We start from the raw sequence: 18,166 nt of genomic DNA on the forward strand, positions 1-18,166 counted from the left end.
TCTTTCGTGGCCCGCGCGTGCGGGGCGGGGCGGGTTGGATCACTCTGGGTTTCTCGTGATCATCCCTGAGTGAGGAGCGCGCATGCGTCGTCCCTTTGTCCGGGCCCTGTCCCGGGCGCTGACCGGGTCGCTGGTCCTGGCGGCCTCGGCGGCCGTGATACCGCCGGCGTCCGCAGCCCCGGTCGCCGCCGACGGCGTCGTCGTGGGCGGATTCCCGGTCGACGTGTCCGAGGGCCCCTGGACGGTGGCCCTGTCCAGCCGTGACCGGTTCGGGGGTACCCGCGCCGGCCAGTTCTGCGGCGGCGTGGCCGTCGGCCCGACCACCGTGCTGACCGCGGCCCACTGCATGGGCGCGGACGTCCTCGGGGCACCGCCCGACCGCGTTCAGGACCTGAAGGTCATCACCGGGCGTACGGAACTGACGTCGGCCCAGGGCAAGGAGATCGCCGTACGCGACACCTGGGTCAACCCGGGCTACGACAAGAGCACCAACGCGGGGGACTTCGCGGTGCTCACCCTCGCCGAGGCCCTTCCGCGGACCTCGGTCATCGGGATGGCGGCGGCCGGTGACCCGGCCTACCAGGCCGGTACGAGCGCCACGGTCTACGGCTGGGGCGACATCACGGGCGGCGCCGACTACGCGCGCAGCCTGCGGGCCGCACGCGTGCACGTGCTGGCCGACGCGCTCTGCGAGCGGGCCTATCCCGGCAGCGCCGACGGGAAGTACCGGGCCGACAGCATGCTGTGCGCCGGTGAGGCGGCAGGGGGGCCGGATGCCTGTCAGGGGGACAGCGGAGGGCCGCTGGTCGCCCAGGGACGGCTGGTCGGGCTCGTGTCCTGGGGGAGCGGCTGTGGACGGCCGGGCAGCCCGGGTGTCTACACGCGGGTCTCGGACGTCGTACGGACGATGGGGTGGGACACCGCCACCACGGTCGGCGGCGGTGCCTGAGGCCCCGTGTGCGGCGGTCTGAGGGGTCTTCGGGACCCGAACCCCGACCGACCGCCTGAGGGCGCGTGAGTGAGCTTGTCAGAAGCGGGCGGCCACTCCTGGGTGGAGGAGTGGCCGCCCGCCTCAACCGGCCTGTGCCGGCACTGGCTCGTCGTCGACGCGCGGTATCAGCGTTCTTCTTCGGTGGAGCTGGCCGGAACGGTAGTCAGCCGCTCCGTCTCGTCCTGTATCTCAGCGGCGATCTTCTTGAGTTCCGGCTCGAACTTGCGGCCGTGGTGGGCGCAGAAGAGCAGTTCTCCGCCGCTCGCCAAGACAACGCGAAGGTATGCCTGGGCGCCGCAGCGGTCGCAGCGATCAGCGGCCGTCAGCGGGCTCGCGGGGGTCAGAACAGTAGTCACGTCGCCTCTTCTCTAGCTCGACGAGCTGTCGTACCAGGGTCAACATCCAACCAGGCCGAAAACGTTCCCGCTCGCGGCTCTTCCTCGAAAAAAATCTTTTCGAGACGGCTGTCTGCTGCCGGTTGGCGGCGAATGTGCCGTATTGCGTGTCTTCGTGTCTGTACGGGTTCGCGCTGTCTGTCGTCTGTAGGGGTGTACGTCCTCCCGGCTGGGTTGCCGGTTGTTCATGAGGACGTGCCCGGAGCCTAAATGGTTCATGCCTCGAAGGGAACGTGATATGTACTTCACTCAATCGAGGGATCGAACAAGCATGCGACCTTGGAATAGTGTGAGTTCATGACGAGGGTGGCGTTACATCGGCTCTACCAGGCCTCGGTACCCTCTGAGCGGCGACCGAAGCCGGGCCCTTACCCACCAGGGCACCAATTGAAATTCAGCGAGGAGCGAACCGCGTGACCGCCGATACGTCCGTGCCGTCCACTGCGCTGCTGGCAGGAGCAGACCGGGACGGTTCCAACTACACCGCGCGGCACCTGCTCGTCCTTGAGGGACTCGAAGCCGTGCGCAAGCGCCCAGGCATGTACATCGGGTCGACGGACAGCCGCGGCCTGATGCACTGCCTCTGGGAGATCATCGACAACTCCGTGGATGAGGCCCTCGGGGGCTACTGCGACCACATCGACGTCATCCTGCACGACGACGGCTCCGTCGAGGTGCGGGACAACGGCCGGGGCATCCCCGTGGACGTCGAGCCCAAGACCGGCCTCTCCGGTGTCGAGGTCGTCATGACCAAGCTGCACGCCGGCGGCAAGTTCGGCGGCGGCTCGTACGCCGCCTCCGGCGGTCTGCACGGCGTGGGCGCGTCCGTGGTGAACGCGCTCTCGGCCCGGCTCGACGTCGAGGTCGACCGCGTGGGCAGCACCCACGCGATCAGCTTCCGGCGCGGCGTGCCCGGCTCCTTCGCCACGGTCGGCCCCGACGCCGAGTTCGAGCCGGGGGGCCTGCGCAAGACGAAGCGGATCCCGAAGACCCGTACGGGCACGCGCGTGCGCTACTGGGCAGACCGGCAGATCTTCCTCAAGGACGCCAAGCTCTCCCTGGACAACCTCCACCAGCGCGCCCGCCAGACGGCGTTCCTGGTGCCGGGCCTCACCATCGTCGTCCGGGACGAGTTCGGGCTCGGCGAGGGCGGCAGCAAGGGCGAGGAGTCGTTCCGCTTCGACGGCGGGATCAGCGAGTTCTGCGAGTACCTGGCCTCTGACAAGCCGGTCTGCGACGTCCTCCGCTTCTCCGGCCAGGGCACCTTCAAGGAGACGGTCCCGGTCCTGGACGACCATGGCCAGATGACGCCCACGGAGGTCACCCGCGAGCTGGGTGTCGACGTGGCGCTGCGCTGGGGCACGGGGTACGACGCGAACCTCAAGTCGTTCGTGAACATCATCGCCACCCCCAAGGGCGGCACCCATGTCGCGGGCTTCGAACAGGCTGTCGCGAAGACGATGAACGAGGTGCTGCGCACCAAGAAGCTGCTGCGCGTCGCCGAGGACGACATCGTCAAGGACGACGCCCTGGAGGGGCTCACCGCGGTGGTCACCGTGCGGCTCGCCGAGCCGCAGTTCGAGGGCCAGACCAAGGAGGTGCTCGGCACCTCGGCGGCCCGCCGGATCGTGACGAACGTGGTGTCCAAGGAGCTGAAGGACTTCCTGACCACCACCAAGCGGGACGCCGCCGCGCAGGCCCGTGTCGTCATGGAGAAGGCGGTCGCCGCTGCCCGTACGAGGATCGCGGCCCGGCAGCACAAGGACGCGCAGCGCCGGAAGACGGCCCTGGAGTCCTCCTCGCTGCCCGCGAAGCTCGCCGACTGCCGCAGTGACGACGTCGAGCGCAGCGAGCTGTTCATCGTGGAGGGCGACTCCGCGCTCGGCACGGCCAAGCTCGCCCGGAACTCCGAGTTCCAGGCTCTGCTGCCGATCCGGGGCAAGATCCTCAATGTCCAGAAGTCGTCGGTCACCGACATGCTGAAGAACGCCGAGTGCGGCGCGATCATCCAGGTCATAGGGTCCGGTTCCGGCCGTACGTTCGACATCGACGCGGCCCGCTACGGCAAGATCATCATGATGACCGACGCCGACGTCGACGGCTCCCACATCCGCACCCTGCTGCTGACCCTGTTCCACCGCTACATGCGGCCCATGGTCGAGGCCGGCCGGGTGTTCGCCGCGGTGCCGCCGTTGCACCGCATCGAACTCGTCCAGCCGAAGAAGGGCCAGGACAAGTACGTCTACACGTACTCGGACCGGGAGCTGCGCGAGAAGCTGCAGGAGTTCCAGAGCAAGGGCGTCCGTCACAAGGACTCGATCCAGCGCTACAAGGGCCTCGGCGAGATGGACGCCGACCAGCTGGCCGAGACCACGATGGATCCCCGTCATCGCACCCTGCGCCGGATCAACCTGTCCGACCTGGACTCCGCCGAGCAGGTCTTCGACCTGCTGATGGGCAACGACGTGGCCCCCCGCAAGGAGTTCATCTCCAGCTCGGCGGCGACGCTGGACAGGTCCCGCATCGACGCGTGACCGGGGTGGGCCGGGCGTACACCTCAGGGGTGTACACCCGGCCCACCGCGAACCCGTCCCACGGGATGAATCACCTAATGGGGTGAAGCCCATGGAGAAGAAGAGTCGGGGGTCTTCCCGTTCTGTCCATCCTTGGGCATGCAGTCAAGCACCGGTCGTCCGCGCGGACACGTGGGCGGCCCTGAGAGTTCGGCCGAGTCCGGCAAAGGTCGTGACGTCGTCCCCACCCACGCGGGGGTGAGCGGGGACACGCCGTTCGAGGACCCCTGGTACGACGCGCTCGCCTCCGGCTGGGGCGAGCTGGACGGCACGGGTGCGCCCGCTGCCGTCGTCCCGCCCGCGCGCCGGCAGGAGAGCCGGGGCGGCGGCGCGGCCGACGTCTATCTGGAGGTGCAGCGCAGCGCGGCCTTCCAGGAGGTACGCGGCCGATACCGGCGGTTCGTGGTCCCCGGCGTCGCCGTCTTCTTCTCCTGGTACGTGGCCTACGTGGTGACCGCGACCACGGCACCGGGATTCATGGCCAGGCCCGTGGTGGGCGCGGTGAACGTGGCGATGCTCGCGGGGCTCGGCCAGTTCCTGACGACGTTCCTGTTCACCTGGGCGTACGCGCGCCACGCACGGCTGCGCAGGGACCGGGCCGCGCTCGATCTGCGCTGGGACACCCAGGAACTGACGCGGGGTCTGAGGGGCGGCGGGTCGTGACGGGCAATCATCAGGTGCTGGCGCTGGTCCTGTTCAGCGCGTTCGTCGCCGTCACCCTGGGCATCACCACCTGGGTGAGCAGGCACCGGCAGGGCTCCGCGGAGGAGTTCTACGCGGGCGGGCGGCTCTTCTCCCCGATGGAGAATGGTTTTGCCATCGCGGGCGACTACATGTCGGCAGCCTCCTTCCTCGGCATCTCCGGCCTCATCGCCCTCTTCGGCTACGACGGACTGCTGTACTCGGTGGGCTTCCTGGTCGCCTGGCTCGTCGTGCTGTTCCTGGTCGCCGAACTGGTGCGCAACTGCGGACGGTTCACCCTGGCCGACGTCGTCGCGGCCCGGATGCGGGAGCGGCCGGTGCGGATCGCGGCGGGAACTTCCTCGGTCACCGTGTCCGTTCTGTATTTGGTGGCGCAAATGGTCGGGGCGGGCAGCCTGGTCGCGCTGCTGCTGGGCGGGACGAGCGAGGCGGCGCAGTCCTGGACGGTGATCGCGGTCGGCGCGCTCATGGTGATCTATGTGTCGTTGGGAGGGATGCGGGCCACCACCTGGATCCAGATCGTCAAGGCGGTCCTGCTCATGGGCGGGGCCATCACGCTCACCGTGCTGGTGCTGGTGCGGTTCCACGGCGACTTCGACCAGCTGCTGCGCACGGCGGCCGAGCGCAGCGGCCACGGCGACGCCTTCCTCGCCCCCGGACTGCGGTACGGCGGCGACTGGACCTCGCGGTTCGACTTCATGAGCCTGGGACTCGCCCTCGTCCTGGGCACCGCCGGGCTGCCGCACATCCTGTCGCGCTTCTACACCGTGCCGACCGCCCGGGCCGCGCGCCGTTCGGTCGTCTGGTCGATCGGGCTCATCGGCGGCTTCTACCTGATGACCATCGTCCTCGGCTTCGGCGCGGCGGCGATCGTCGGACCGGAGGCGGTCCGCGGGTCCAACGCCGCCGGGAACACGGCGGTGCCGCTGCTGGCCCTCGACCTGGGCGGCGGCGCGGGCTCCACGGGTGGAACGGTTCTGTTCGCGATCGTCGCCGCCATCGCGTTCGCGACGATCCTCGCGGTGGTCGCCGGCATCACGCTCGCCTCCTCGGCGTCCGTCGCCCACGACCTGTACGCGTCGCTGCGCCGCCCGCGCGCCAAGCCGCGCAGCGAGGTGGCCGTGGCCCGTACCGCCGCCGTCGGCATCGGCGTCGTGGCCATCGCCCTCGGCCTGCTGGCCCGCGACCTGAACGTCGCCTTCCTGGTCGGCCTCGCCTTCGCCGTCGCGGCGTCCGCGAACCTGCCGGTGCTGCTCTACTCGCTGTTCTGGGGCGGCTTCACGACCAGGGGCGCGGTGTGGTCGGTGTACGGGGGGCTGATTCCGTCGGTCGTCCTCGTGCTGCTGTCACCGGTGGTGTCGGGCAGCCCCGAATCCCTGTTCCCCGGCGTCGACTTCCAGTACTTCCCGCTGCAGAACCCGGGGCTCGTCTCGATCCCGCTGGGCTTCCTCGCGGGCTGGCTCGGCACGGTCACCTCCGCGGAGAAGCCGGACGAGGCCAAGCACGCGGAGACCGAGGTGCGGTCCCTCACGGGGGCGGGGGCTGTCTAGCGGGCGGCGATTTCACCCTCGTACGACTTCGTCTTGGTGTGACTTCACGGTCGTACGACGGGGGAGGGGCGGCCGGTCGTCGGCTCAGGGAGCCACCCAGGCGTACCGGTGTTCGGGGCGGCCCGTGTCGCCGTACTTGAGGGAGAGGCGGAGGCGGCCCGCCTGTTCCAGGTGGCGGAGGTAGCGCTGGGCCGTCGAGCGGCTCAGGCCTGTCTCGGCGGCCACCTCGTGGGCCGAGAGGGCGTGGCCCGCGCGGTGGAGGACGCCGCAGATGAGGTCCGTGGTCGGCTCCGAGTGGCCGCTCGGCAGGCCGGGGCCGGGTGAGGCGGGGACGGGCGGGGTGCGCAGGGCGCCGAAGATCTGGTCGACCTGTTCCTGGCAGGTGTGGTCGCGGTCGCCGACGTGGTCGACGGTGCGGCGCAGGTCGGCGTAGGAGTCCAGGCGGGTGCGCAGTGCCGTGAAGGTGAACGGCTTGACCAGGTAGTGCAGGGCGCCCAGGCGCATCGCGGTCTGGATGGTCACCACGTCGCTCGCTGCCGTGATCATGATGACATCGGTGCAGTGGCCCTGTTCCCGCATCCGGTGGACGAGTTCGAGCCCCGTCCCGTCGGGCAGGCAGTGGTCGAGCAGGACCAGGTCGATGGTGCCGCGCTGCACGGCGGTCAATGCCTGCGCAGCGGTGTGGGCACGGGCGGCGACCCGGAATCCGGGGACCTTCTCCACGTACTTGGCGTTGATCTCCGCGACACGGAAGTCGTCGTCCACCACGAGGACGTCAATCATCGGACCACTCTTGCAAGCAGGGTGACGGTTTGCGCCCAGAAGGCGGATGTTGTGGCATGCGCCACATCTTCGGTCCTCCGCTGTCGGCCCGCTCGTACCTCAGGGGCGGGTCGCCCACACGTAGCGGTGTTCGGGGCGGCCCGCGTCGCCGTACTTGAGGGTCAGCCTGGCCCGTCCCGTGCGCTCCAGGAGCTTCAGATAGCGCTGGGCGGTCTGGCGGCTCACCCCTGTCCGTTCGGCGATCTCGTGGGCCGACAGGGGCCCCTCGGCGTTCACCAGGGCTCGGCGGACCAGTTCCGCGGTGGTGGGGGAGTGCCCTTTGGGCAGTTCGGGCTCGGGGCCGGAGGAGAGGGCACCGAAGATCCGGTCCACCTCGGCCTGTTCGGCCTCGCCGCCGCCGTCGAGGGTGCGGCGCAGCTCCGCGTACGCCTCCAGCTTGGAGCGCAGCCCCGCGAAGGCGAACGGCTTGACCAGGTACTGCAGCGCCCCCTGCCGCATCGCCGCCTGCACGGTCGACACGTCCCGGGCCGCCGTCACCATGATCACGTCGGTCGCGTGGCCGCGCCGGCGCATCTCCTGGACGACCGACAGGCCCGTGTCGTCGGGCAGGTAGTGGTCCATGAGGACGAGGTCGAGGTGCGGCAGCGACTCAAGCTGCCGCAGTGCCTCGGCCGCGCTGTGCGCCTCGCCCGCGACATGGAAGCCGGGCACCTTCTCCACATAGGCGGCGTTCACGTGCGCCACCCGGATGTCGTCGTCCACGACCAGGACCTCGATCATCTCGACTCCTCCTCGGCGGCGACGGGGGCGGGCGCGGTCGCGGTCGGGCCGGCGGCGGGCTCCAGGGGGCGTCCGGAGTCCGGCACGCGCGTGTGCCCGTGCGTGGAGTCCGGCGTCCGCTCCGGATCCGGCTCGGCGAGGGCCTCGGGCAGGACGATCGTGAACTCCGCGCCCCCGCCCTCGGCGTCGGCCACGCGCGCGCTGCCACCCTGCCGTTCCGCGAGCCTGCGCACCAGGGGGAGCCCGATTCCGCGCTTGCCGTGTGCCGGGGGCTTCTTCGTGGACCACCCCTCCGTGAAGATCAACTCGCGCTGTTCCAGCGGGATCCCGGGCCCCGTGTCGCGCACCCTGAGGACCGCGGTACGGCCCTCCGCGCGCAACTCGACCTCCACGCGCGCGTGGGGAGCACCTGCGACGGCGTCCAGCGCGTTGTCGACCAGGTTGCCGACGACCGTCACCAGTCCCCGCGGATCGATCAGCCGGTCCGGGAGCAGCGTCCGGTCCGAGACCCACAGGGCGACCCCTCGCTCGGCCGCCACGGTGGCCTTGCCGACCAGCAACGCGGCGAGCAGCGGATCGCGGATCTTCTCGGCGATCTGCTCCGCGGTGGCGCGATGGTCGCCGACCACCTCACCGACGAACTCCACGGCGTCCTCGTACATCTCCAGTTCGAGCAGCCCAAGGAGCGTGTGCATGCGGTTGGCGTGTTCGTGGTCCTGGGCGCGCAGGGCGTCCAGCAGGCCGTGCGTGGAGTCCAGCTCGCGGCCGAGCTGCTCCAGCTCGGTACGGTCGCGCAGGGTGGCGACGGCGCCCCCGTCGTCGGTGGGCATCCGGTTGGCGACCAGGACCCGCTGGCCGCGCACGGTGAGCAGATCGGTGCCGGTCACCCGCCCGGCCAGCACATCGGTCGTACGTCCGGCGCCGAGCGCCTCGTCCAGGGAGCGGCCGACGGCCTCCTCGCCGATGCCCAGCAGGCGCTGCGCCTCGTCGTTGAGGAGCCGGACGCGGCCCGCGCGGTCCAGGGCGACCACGCCTTCGCGGATGCCGTGCAGGACGGCCTCGCGTTCCGCGAGGAGCGCCGCGATGTCCGAGAAGGCCAGGTCCCGGGTCTGCCGCTGCACCCGCCGGGAGATCAGCCAGGCGGCCAGGGCGCCGACGGCCATCGCGCCGCCCGCGTAGGCCAGCAGCCCCGGGATCGCGTGGATCAGCCGGGCGCGCACGCTGTCGTACTCGATGCCGACCGAGACCGCCCCGACGATCCTGCCCTCGGCGTCGCGCAGCGGCACCTTGCCGCGGGCCGAGCGGCCCAGGGTGCCGCTGTCGATCTCCATGACCTCCTTGCCCGCCAGGGCCTGACGGGGGTCGGTGGAGACGACCTTGCCGATCTCCTTCGGATCCGTGTGCGACCAGCGCACGCCCCGCATGTCCATCACCACGACGTACTCGGCTCCGCTGGCCTTCCGGATCCGCTCCGCCTCGGCCTGCACCGGGCCGTCGGCCGACGGTGTGCTTCCCTGCAGGTCCTCGGCGAGCCGCTGCTGAGCGGCGGTGGTCTGCGCGATCGCCAGCGCCCTGCGCATCGCCTGGTCGTCCAGCTGGTCGCTGAGCGGCGCGAGGAACAGCCCGGTCGCGAGCACCGCGACTCCCGCGGCGATGGCCACCTGCATCAGCAGCACCTGCGAGAACATCCGCCTCGGCAGACCGAGGCGCAGGCGGCGTACGCGGGGAGTGGGGCTCATACCCATGACGGTACGGGGACGGGCGGTCCGTGCCGTAGTGGGGTGTGACGTGGATCCCTTGATCAATATGTGTACGGGGTGGTGGACGCCAGTTCGCACACCGCCACCACGTCCATGCGCGCCGGTGAGCCCAGCGCCGATCCGCAGCTCTCCGCGCGGGGCGGTGCCGAGGCGCTCTGGGTCACCTGGACACTCCACCGACGCCCGTCCCGGTGGGCGACGGTCACCTCCCAGTGCGGCGCCGCGCCGTCCGTCCGTACGACGCTCAGCGTGTCCGCCGCGTCCTCGCGCACCGCCGTGCGGACGGCCAGCTCGGCCGCCTGCCCGGGGCGCTCCCAGGCCGAGCCGCCACGGCAGGCCTCCACGACGACCCGGCCTTCGCGCACGCCCTGGAGGATCTCCTTGACGAGCGGGGCCTGGGCACGGCCGTAGGCGTAGCCGTACGGCAGGACGAGCAGCGTCGGCGAGAAGCGGTGGCCGCCGAGGTGCGTGACCTCCCAGGCGCCCTCGACCCCGGAGGCGGCGAGTTCGGCGGCGAGGGGGCGGCCGAGCAGCGCGCAGCAGCGGTCGCGCTTGCCGTTGGTGCAGACGAGCGCGAGAGGGTCGCCGGTGTGGGGCCGCCCCTGGAACACGGCGTCGAAGCTCCGCGGGTCGCCCTTGCCGAGCGCTTCGAGATCGAGGTCGAGCAGCTGCTCGGGGGCGCGGGTGGTGGCGCCGTGCAGCCAGGCGTTCCCGGGCGTGGTGTGGGCGAGGTACACCTGCCGCAGGGCGGGGGTGCCGAAGTCGGCGTGGCGGCCGGGGCGGCGGATCAGGGCGATCCGTACGCCGGTGCCCTCGGCGGCCCGCTCCAGGGCGCGGCCGAGTGCGGGGTCCAGGTGGCTCATCGTGAGCGCCTGGGCACCCCAGGGGCCGGACTGCTCCAGCAGCAGCCATGTCCTCGCGGTCGCCGCGGTTCCCGCGATGGGCTCGTCGAGGTCCCGGGAGACGGTCGCGCACCTACTCACAGAGGTGAGCCTAACCTGACTTGGGGCGGGATGACTTCCGGCCACGCGGAACGGGTGGTTCCGGCGTGGCCGGACTACTCCGGGAGGGGCTGCGGCGGGCGCTCGCCGACATAGGTTCCGGACGGGCGCATCCGCAGGGGGCGCTCGCCGTACTCCTCCAGGGCGTGGGCGATCCAGCCCGCCGTACGGGCCACCGCGAAGATCGTCTCGCCCGCCGACGCGCCCATGCCGCTGGCGACGGTGAACACGGCCAGGGCGAGGTCCACATTGGCGTGCAGCGGGGTGTGGCGGGCGGTTGTCGTGACGACGTCGCGGGCCGCCGCGAGGGCGGGCGCGGCCTGGGGCATCTCCTCCAGGAGGGCGAAGAGGGCACGCGCGCGTGGGTCCTCGCCGGGGTAGAGGCGGTGGCCGAGTCCGGGGACGCGGCGGCCCGCGCGCAGCTCGTCCGCGACCACGGGGGCCGCGTCGCCCTCTTCGAGCACGTCGACGAGCATCCTGTGCGCGAGACCGCTGGCGGCGCCGTGCAGGGGGCCTTCGAGGACGCCGAGGCCGGCCGAGACGGCTGCGTAGGGGTGTGCGCGGGCGGACGCGGCGACGCGTACGGCGAGGGTCGAGGCGGCCAGGTCGTGGTCGACGAGGAGGCCGAGTGCCGTGTCCAGAACGCGCAGTGACGCCTCGTCGGGGACCCGGAACGCGAGCCGGGGCCAGAGGCGGTGGGCCAGCGGGCCCTCGTCGCGGTGGCCGGGCGAGAGCGTCGGCAGGGCGGCGACCAGGGTGGGGATGAGGGTGCGGGCGGTGCCCAGGACGGTGTCCTCGGAGAGGTCGAAGCGGAGCGGGTCGGCGGCTGCCGCACCGATCGCGGCGACCCGGAGCCGGTCGACCGGATCACTGTGCTCCGGCAGTCCGTTGACGCAGCGCCGGGCGGCGGCGACGGAGGCCTTCGGCGCGGTGAAGGTGGCTCCGGGGCGCAGGGTGCCGGTCCACAGCCACTCCGCGACCTCTTCGTACGAGTGGCGGGCCGCGAGTTCGGCGGCGTCGACGCCCCGGTAGTAGTACCGGTCCTTGTCGATGAGGGTGAGCCGGGTCCGGACCGACAGCTCGCCGGCGGAGCCCGAACTCCCGGCGCTCTCGCGCCTGTTGCGGCGGGCGAGCGCCTCCACCTCCTTGGCGTCGAAGGTGCTGCCGCGGCCACCGGGATCGCGTCGGCTGGTGAGCTGACCGCGGCTCACATACGCGTACACGGTCTCGGACTTCACACCGAGGAGTTCGGCGGTCTCCTTGGTGCTCAGGCGTCGGCCGGGGCGGTCCGGGTGGTCGGGGGCGGGTTCTTGATCGCGCATGGGAGCCACCGTATCCGTGTGGACTGAACATTGATTCAATCAATATTGACACCGTTTCCATCAATCATGGACAGTCGAATCAAGTTCAGGGAGGAATCATGCCGATCAACCAGGCCGATGCGGCGGCGCCCACCGCCGTCGACGTACCGCGAGGGCTCGCCGGAGTCGTCGTCACCGACACCCGAATTGGTGACGTCAGAGGGCGCGAGGGCTTTTACCACTACCGCCAGTACTCCGCCGTCGAACTCGCGCGGACCCGCGGCTTCGAGGACGTCTGGCACCTCCTGGTCCACGGCGACCTGCCGGACGTGAACCGTCTGGCCGCGTTCACCGCGCGGACGGCGGCGCTGCGGCGGCTGCCCGACGAGGTGCGGGCGGCGCTGCCCGCGATCGCGGCGGCGAGCGGCCGGTCCGGACCGCTGGCCGGGATGCGCACGGCGCTGTCGCTGCTCGGGGCGGCGAAGGGCTTCCGGCCGGTGTACGACATCGGCGCGGAGCAGCGGCGCGCGGACGCCCTGGCCGCCTCGGCCGCCGTACCGACCGTGTTGACGGCACTGCATCGACTGGGCCGGGGTCTTGATCCGGTGGCGCCTCGGGATGATCTCCCCTATGCGGCCAACTACTTGTACATGTTGACGGGATCGGAGCCGGACCCGCTGCATGCCAGGGCGATCGAGCAATACTTGATCTCAACCATTGATCACGGATTCAATGCGTCAACATTCACGGCGCGGGTCATCGCCTCGACTGGCGCGGATGTCGCCGCCTCTCTGGTGGGCGCGGTGGGAGCCCTGTCGGGCCCGCTGCACGGCGGCGCCCCGAGCCGGGCGCTGGACACCCTGGACGCGATCGGCACGGCCGACCGCATCGACGCCTGGATCCGTGAACGCGTCCTCGCCGGTGACCGCATCATGGGCTTCGGGCACCCGGTCTACCGCACGGAGGATCCCCGTTCCCGCATGCTCCGGGGCATCGCCGAGCAGTTCGGCGGCGCGCTGGTCGACCTGGCGGTCGAGGTCGAGCGGCGGGTGGAGGCGATCCTGGCCGAACTGAAGCCGGGCCGTGAGCTGCACACGAACGTCGAGTTCTACGCGGGCGTCGTCATGGAGCTGTGCGGGCTGCCGCGTGAGATGTTCACGCCGACGTTCGCGGCGGCGCGGGTGGTGGGCTGGAGCGCCAACATCCTGGAGCAGGCGGAGGACTCGAAGATCATTCGCCCGGCGGCGCGGTATGTGGGTCCTGTGCCGCCGGTGGCGGTGCCGCTGCCGGTCTGACGGCGTCCCGGCACACATGAGGCCTGGTGCCGTTCTGACGCCAGGCCTCGTCGGGCTCGATCGAACAGGGACGGGGTGCCGCACTGCTCGTCGTCTAGGTGCCCTGGGCGCTCAACGGTGCGGTGAGGCCGGGCGGATGACGGACGCGTCTGGGGTGGACGCGTACCCGTGCGGTGACGTCAGGCGTCGGGGATGTCCGCCTTGGCGCGGATCAAGGTCTCCCGGCTCACGACGACGATGCGTTCGTAGTCGGCCCGAGCGGCGTCGGCGGGCAGCTCGTGGTCCAGCGCGTCGGTGGCCTCGGTGCCGATGACGGCGAAATTGCCGTCACTGAGTTCGAACACGTCCGGACAGTTGGCTCCCGAGGCACTGCCACGGGCACTGGGCGGCACACCGATGCGGCGCACGATCTTCAAAGCTACCGATCCTTACGAAGGGGGTGGGCGGTTGGTCGGCAGCACGTTACTGGGATTTCCCGGCCGCACAGGCAATGTCACGACAGTCGTGTCGATGCGTTGACCGGCGCCGCCCCGAGGTGTACTGGATCAAGAGGGAGGGGGGTTGCCCACCACCCACCACTCCTCCGAGTCGGCCTCGTCGAGATCCTTGATGAGGCTGTCGACCAACCGCCCCAGCCGGGCCTCGTCGGACGAGTGCTTGAGGGTCGCGCGCTGCCCCTTCGAGGCATCCCAGTACTCACGCATCAGCTGGTTCTGGAACAGCTCGCGCGCGTGCCCGTAGAACTCCTCCTGGTCGATGATGCCCGCGCGATGCAGGTGGTAGAGGTTGATGTACCAGGCGTTGGCGTAGAAGTACTGCCGCCGCTTCTCCGCCGGGATGTTCGGGTCGTACGTGTCGATCACGGCGGCCAGGGACGGATTGTCGATCGCCCTGGACAGCAACTCCCAGTGCATGCGCTGCTGATGGGCCAGCGCCCTGCGGCGGGCGGCGAGTTCCTCGGCCTCCAGGCGCCGCAGGCGCAGTCGCTCCGCCGTCAGACGCCGCTGTCGCGCGGCCAGTGTCACCGAGGCGGCGAGGAGGAGAGTGAGCGCGGCGGAGCCCGGCCTACCCGCCGAACGCTTCCCTTTGATCATGGCAACCCCCGAATCTCCTCCAGAGTGCCGAGCAGCCGTGACCGGCGGGGGAGGCGTGGAGGAGGCGCACGGAAGGAAGCGAGGGTCGCACGCTCCGGCGCCATGTCCGACGTGTGCCCCGCACCGGTACCGGGCAATCGTTCGCTCGGCGGAGATTCCTCCGGCTCGTATCCTGGGGCGGCATTCGTTCCTCGTACGCGCGCGTGGCCGTGGGCCGTGTGCGCGTCGGCGTGAGACGTGAGAGAGGTCGTTGTTGTGAGCCAGCCGGGTCCGGGTCCGAGCCTTCGGCAGATCCCCGTCATCGTCCTTGCCGGCTTCCTCGGCTCCGGCAAGACCACCCTCCTCAACCACCTTCTGCACCGCAGCGGCGGCAGCCGTATCGGGGCCGTCGTCAACGACTTCGGGGCCATCGAGATTGACGCCATGGCTGTCGCGGGGGCCCTTGGGGACTCCACCGTCTCCCTGGGGAACGGCTGTCTGTGCTGCGCTGTTGATGCCAGTGAACTCGATGTCTATCTTGATCGACTCACTCAACCCTCGGCCCGGATCGACGTCGTCGTCATCGAGGCCAGCGGACTCGCCGAGCCGCAGGAACTCGTCCGTATGGTGCTCGCCAGCGAGAACCCCCGGATCGTGTACGGAGGGCTCGTCGAGGTCGTCGACGCCGTCGAGTTCGACGACACGCGCGTGAGGCATCCCGAGATCGACCGGCATCTCGCCCTCGCCGATCTCGTCGTCGTCAACAAGGTCGGGCGTACCGGCGACGGGGGTGAGCGGGTGCTCGGGATCGTCCGCGGACTCGTCGACCGAGCCGCAGTCGTCCCCGCCGACTACGCGCGCGTGGACCCCGAGTTCCTCTTCGACTGCCGGCCCACCGAGGAACGTATCGGGCAGCTGTCCTTCGACGACCTGCACAGCCACGAAGGGGAGGAGGGCGACCACTCCGGGCATCTGCACGCCGCCTACGACAGCCTCTCCTTCAGCTCCTCCGCTCCCCTCGATCCGCGTCGGCTCATGGAGTTCCTCGACAGCCGGCCCGAAGGGCTCTACCGCATCAAGGGGTACGTCGACTTCGGGCCGCACGACCCGGGCAACCGGTACGCCGTGCACGCCGTCGGACGGTTCCTGCGGTTCTATCCCGAGCCCTGGGCCGACGGCGAGGAACGGCTCAGCAGGCTCGTCCTCATCGGGTCCGGCGTCGGACTGCCCGCCCTCGGCAAGGAGCTGGAGGCCTGCGTGGACGACGCCCCACACGCCGACGAGCGCGGCATGTGGGGCGTCCTGAGGTACGTACAGGAACCGGACCCGGACCCGGAGTACTCCGGCGAACCCGGCTGACCCGCACCGGGTCCGGCTACAGCGGGCCCGTCACCACGCCCACCGTCTTCGGCAGCGACACGCCCGAGCCGTCGCGGCGCGGGTCCATCTCCGGGAGTTCCGCCGGGGTGCCGTTCTTCTGGGAGGCACGCGCGGGCGTGGGGCCCGCCCAGGCCACGGACAGACAGTCCTCGCCCTTCAGGAACCGCTGGCAGCGGACACCGCCGGTCGCGCGGCCCTTGCGCGGATACTGGTCGAACGGGGTCAGCTTCGCCGTCGTCTGCACGGAGTCGTCCAGCGTGCCGCGCGAACCCGCGACCGTGAAGACGACCGCGTCCACCGCCGGGTCCACCGCCGTGAACGAGATCACCTTGGCGCCCTCGGTGAGCTTGATGCCCGCCATACCGCCCGCCGGGCGGCCCTGCGGACGGACGTGGGAGGCCTGGAAACGCAGCAGTTGGGCGTCGTCCGTGATGAAGACCAGGTCCTCCTCGCCGGTGCGCAGCTCCACGGCGCCGACGATCCGGTCGCCGTCCTTGAGCGTGATGACCTCCAACTCCTCCTTGTTGGACGGGTAGTCGGGGACCACGCGCTTGACGACGCCCTGTTCGGTGCCGAGCGCGAGACCCGGGGACGACTCGTCGAGCGTCGTCAGACAGACCACCGTCTCGCCGTCCTCCAGGGACAGGAACTCCGACAGGGGGGCGCCGCCCGAGAGGTTGGGCGCCGCCATCGTGTCGGGGAGCTGCGGGAGGTCGATGACGTTGATGCGCAGCAGGCGGCCGGCCGACGTCACCGCGCCCACCTCGCCCCGCGCGGTCGCCGGGACCGCGGAGACGATCAGGTCGTGCTTCGTACGCCTGCCGTCCTCGTCCTCCGGGAACGGCTCGCCGTTCGCCGTACGGGCCAGCAGGTCCGTCGAGGACAGCAGCACCCGGCACGGGTCGTCGGCCACCTGGAGCGGGACCGCGGCGGTGGCCGTGGCACCTGCCGACTCAAGCAGGACCGTACGCCGGTCGGTGCCGAACTTCTTGGCCACCGCGGCCAGTTCGGTGGAGACCAGCTTGCGCAGCTCCGCGTCCGACTCCAGGATCCGGGTCAGCTCCGCGATCTCCGCGGCCAGCCGGTCCTTCTCGGACTCCAGCTCGATGCGGTCGAAGCGGGTCAGGCGGCGCAGCGGGGTGTCCAGGATGTACTGCGTCTGGATCTCGGACAGGCCGAAGCGCTCCATCAGGCGCTCCTTCGCCTGCGAGGAGTTGTCGCTGGAGCGGATCAGCCGGATGACCTCGTCGATGTCCACCAGGGCGGTGAGCAGGCCCTCGACCAGGTGCAGCCGGGCGAGGCGCTTGGCACGGCGGAACTCCGAGCGGCGGCGAACGACCTCGAAACGGTGGTCGAGATAGACCTCCAGAAGTTCCTTGAGGCCGAGCGTGAGGGGCTGGCCGTCAACCAGCGCCACGTTGTTGATGCCGAAGGACTCCTCCATCGGCGTCAGCTTGTAGAGCTGCTCCAGGACCGCCTCCGGCACGAAGCCGTTCTTGATCTCGACGACCAGCCGCAGACCGTGGTTGCGGTCGGTGAGGTCCTTGACGTCGGCGATGCCCTGGAGCTTCTTCGCGCCGACCAGGTCCTTGATCTTGGCGATCACCTTCTCCGGGCCGACGGTGAAGGGCAGTTCGGTGACGATCAGGCCCATCCGGCGCGGCGTCACGTTCTCCACCGACACCGTGGCGCGGATCTTGAACGTGCCGCGGCCCGTCTCGTACGCGTCCCTGATGCCGGCGAGGCCGACGATCCGGCCGCCGGTGGGCAGGTCGGGGCCCGGGACGTGCCGCATCAGGGTGTCGAGGTCCGCGTTCGGATAGCGGATCAGGTGGCGGGCGGCCGAGATGACCTCGCCGAGGTTGTGCGGCGGCATGTTGGTGGCCATACCGACGGCGATGCCCGAAGCGCCGTTGACCAGCAGGTTCGGGAAGGCGGCGGGCAGCGCCACCGGTTCCTGCTCCTGGCCGTCGTAGTTGGGCGCGAAGTCGACCGTGTCCTCTTCGATCGACTCCGTCATCAGGGACGTCGCGTCGGCCATCCGGGCCTCGGTGTACCGCATCGCGGCCGGCGGGTCGTCGTTGCCCAGCGAACCGAAGTTGCCGTGGCCGTCGACCAGCGGCACGCGCATGGAGAAGGGCTGGGCGAGCCGCACCAGGGCGTCGTAGATCGACGAGTCGCCGTGGGGGTGGAGCTTACCCATGACCTCGCCGACGACGCGGGCGCACTTCACATAGCCGCGGTCGGGGCGCAGGCCCATCTCGTTCATCTGGTAGACGATGCGACGGTGCACGGGCTTGAGGCCGTCACGGGCGTCGGGCAGGGCCCGGGAGTAGATGACCGAGTACGCGTACTCGAGGAAGGAGCCCTGCATCTCGTCGACGACGTCGATGTCGAGGATCCGCTCCTCGAAGTCATCGGGCGGCGGGGTCTTCGTGCTGCGGCGGGCCATCGCTGCCGGCTCCTTCTGTTTCTTGCTGAGACGTGAACGGCATCTGACGCCGACCATTGTGGACTGCCGCACTGACAACGCGGACCAAGGCCCGTGCCTGCGGCGGTGTTCGACGCTCGACGACGATGCT

15 protein-coding genes are annotated in these 18,166 nt (G+C 70.5%); 6 read left to right on the forward strand and 9 right to left on the reverse strand.

Annotation, left to right across the window (positions count from 1 at the left end; genetic code table 11):
• Positions 1 to 82: 82 nt before the first annotated feature.
• Positions 83 to 949: a serine protease gene (locus CW359_RS05215; protein WP_105968564.1), complete on the forward strand. Its 867-nt coding sequence runs from the start codon at positions 83 to 85 to the stop codon at positions 947 to 949.
• A 167-nt stretch (positions 950 to 1,116) separates the two neighbouring features.
• Here CW359_RS05215 and CW359_RS05220 read toward each other — a convergent pair whose 3' ends face one another.
• A complete protein-coding gene (locus CW359_RS05220) occupies positions 1,117 to 1,347 on the reverse strand; it encodes a DUF7455 domain-containing protein (RefSeq protein WP_105968565.1) in 231 nt (76 codons plus the stop codon).
• Positions 1,348 to 1,799: 452 nt separating this feature from the next.
• Between CW359_RS05220 and CW359_RS05225 the strand changes: the two genes are divergently transcribed.
• From CW359_RS05225 to CW359_RS05235, 3 genes are all read left to right on the forward strand, one after another.
• Positions 1,800 to 3,920, forward strand: coding sequence for a DNA gyrase/topoisomerase IV subunit B (locus CW359_RS05225; RefSeq protein ID WP_105968566.1), 2,121 nt, complete (start codon positions 1,800 to 1,802; stop codon positions 3,918 to 3,920).
• A gap of 138 nt (positions 3,921 to 4,058) precedes the next feature.
• Complete coding sequence (locus CW359_RS05230; protein ID WP_105968567.1) at positions 4,059 to 4,622, forward strand: DUF485 domain-containing protein; 564 nt, start codon at positions 4,059 to 4,061, stop codon at positions 4,620 to 4,622.
• A complete protein-coding gene (locus CW359_RS05235; protein WP_105968568.1) occupies positions 4,619 to 6,211 on the forward strand; it encodes a solute symporter family protein in 1,593 nt (530 codons plus the stop codon). Before CW359_RS05230 ends, CW359_RS05235 begins: the two co-directional genes overlap by 4 nt.
• A gap of 84 nt (positions 6,212 to 6,295) precedes the next feature.
• Here the strand turns inward: CW359_RS05235 and CW359_RS05240 are convergent, their stop codons facing one another.
• From CW359_RS05240 to CW359_RS05260, 5 genes are all read right to left on the reverse strand, one after another.
• A complete protein-coding gene (locus CW359_RS05240; RefSeq protein WP_105968569.1) occupies positions 6,296 to 6,994 on the reverse strand; it encodes a response regulator in 699 nt (232 codons plus the stop codon).
• Between the two features lie 99 nt (positions 6,995 to 7,093).
• The gene (locus CW359_RS05245; RefSeq protein WP_105968570.1) at positions 7,094 to 7,774 is read right to left on the reverse strand and encodes a response regulator; all 681 of its coding nucleotides are present in this window, start codon (positions 7,772 to 7,774) and stop codon (positions 7,094 to 7,096) included.
• A complete protein-coding gene (locus CW359_RS05250; RefSeq protein WP_232838234.1) occupies positions 7,771 to 9,513 on the reverse strand; it encodes an ATP-binding protein in 1,743 nt (580 codons plus the stop codon). The genes CW359_RS05245 and CW359_RS05250 overlap by 4 nt, the downstream gene beginning before the upstream one ends.
• A gap of 62 nt (positions 9,514 to 9,575) precedes the next feature.
• The gene (locus CW359_RS05255; protein ID WP_105968571.1) at positions 9,576 to 10,517 is read right to left on the reverse strand and encodes a sucrase ferredoxin; all 942 of its coding nucleotides are present in this window, start codon (positions 10,515 to 10,517) and stop codon (positions 9,576 to 9,578) included.
• A 74-nt stretch (positions 10,518 to 10,591) separates the two neighbouring features.
• A complete protein-coding gene (locus tag CW359_RS05260; RefSeq protein ID WP_105968572.1) occupies positions 10,592 to 11,857 on the reverse strand; it encodes a citrate synthase family protein in 1,266 nt (421 codons plus the stop codon).
• 98 nt (positions 11,858 to 11,955) lie between these two features.
• On the opposite strand from CW359_RS05260, the gene CW359_RS05265 reads away from it, so the two are divergent.
• Positions 11,956 to 13,131 carry a citrate synthase/methylcitrate synthase gene (locus CW359_RS05265; RefSeq protein ID WP_105968573.1) on the forward strand — a complete coding sequence of 392 codons (1,176 nt, stop codon included), beginning with the start codon at positions 11,956 to 11,958 and terminating at the stop codon, positions 13,129 to 13,131.
• A gap of 179 nt (positions 13,132 to 13,310) precedes the next feature.
• Here the strand turns inward: CW359_RS05265 and CW359_RS05270 are convergent, their stop codons facing one another.
• Both CW359_RS05270 and CW359_RS05275 read right to left on the reverse strand, forming a co-directional pair.
• Positions 13,311 to 13,547, reverse strand: coding sequence for a hypothetical protein (locus CW359_RS05270; RefSeq protein ID WP_105968574.1), 237 nt, complete (start codon positions 13,545 to 13,547; stop codon positions 13,311 to 13,313).
• Between the two features lie 129 nt (positions 13,548 to 13,676).
• Complete coding sequence (locus CW359_RS05275; protein WP_105968575.1) at positions 13,677 to 14,225, reverse strand: DUF6082 family protein; 549 nt, start codon at positions 14,223 to 14,225, stop codon at positions 13,677 to 13,679.
• Between the two features lie 255 nt (positions 14,226 to 14,480).
• Here CW359_RS05275 and CW359_RS05280 point away from each other — a divergent pair, with 255 nt between their 5' ends.
• A complete protein-coding gene (locus CW359_RS05280; RefSeq protein WP_105968576.1) occupies positions 14,481 to 15,563 on the forward strand; it encodes a CobW family GTP-binding protein in 1,083 nt (360 codons plus the stop codon).
• 16 nt (positions 15,564 to 15,579) lie between these two features.
• Here CW359_RS05280 and CW359_RS05285 read toward each other — a convergent pair whose 3' ends face one another.
• On the reverse strand, positions 15,580 to 18,036 hold the full coding sequence (locus CW359_RS05285; protein WP_105968577.1) for a DNA gyrase/topoisomerase IV subunit A: 2,457 nt from the start codon (positions 18,034 to 18,036) through the stop codon (positions 15,580 to 15,582).
• Positions 18,037 to 18,166: the final 130 nt, after the last annotated feature.

Source organism: Streptomyces geranii (assembly GCF_002954775.1).
Lineage (GTDB): Bacteria > Actinomycetota > Actinomycetes > Streptomycetales > Streptomycetaceae > Streptomyces > Streptomyces geranii.

Excerpts from the sequence above, each read along its gene's own strand:
- CW359_RS05215 (WP_105968564.1), top strand. The coding sequence starts at position 83 with ATGCGTCGTCCCTTTGTCCGGGCCCTGTCCCGGGCGCTGACCGGGTCG.
- CW359_RS05275 (WP_105968575.1), bottom strand. The coding sequence starts at position 14,225 with ATGATCAAAGGGAAGCGTTCGGCGGGTAGGCCGGGCTCCGCCGCGCTC.
- CW359_RS05230 (WP_105968567.1), top strand. The coding sequence starts at position 4,059 with ATGCAGTCAAGCACCGGTCGTCCGCGCGGACACGTGGGCGGCCCTGAG.
- CW359_RS05260 (WP_105968572.1), bottom strand. The coding sequence starts at position 11,857 with ATGCGCGATCAAGAACCCGCCCCCGACCACCCGGACCGCCCCGGCCGA.
- CW359_RS05250 (WP_232838234.1), bottom strand. The coding sequence starts at position 9,513 with ATGAGCCCCACTCCCCGCGTACGCCGCCTGCGCCTCGGTCTGCCGAGG.
- CW359_RS05285 (WP_105968577.1), bottom strand. The coding sequence starts at position 18,036 with ATGGCCCGCCGCAGCACGAAGACCCCGCCGCCCGATGACTTCGAGGAG.
- CW359_RS05245 (WP_105968570.1), bottom strand. The coding sequence starts at position 7,774 with ATGATCGAGGTCCTGGTCGTGGACGACGACATCCGGGTGGCGCACGTG.
- CW359_RS05240 (WP_105968569.1), bottom strand. The coding sequence starts at position 6,994 with ATGATTGACGTCCTCGTGGTGGACGACGACTTCCGTGTCGCGGAGATC.
- CW359_RS05265 (WP_105968573.1), top strand. The coding sequence starts at position 11,956 with ATGCCGATCAACCAGGCCGATGCGGCGGCGCCCACCGCCGTCGACGTA.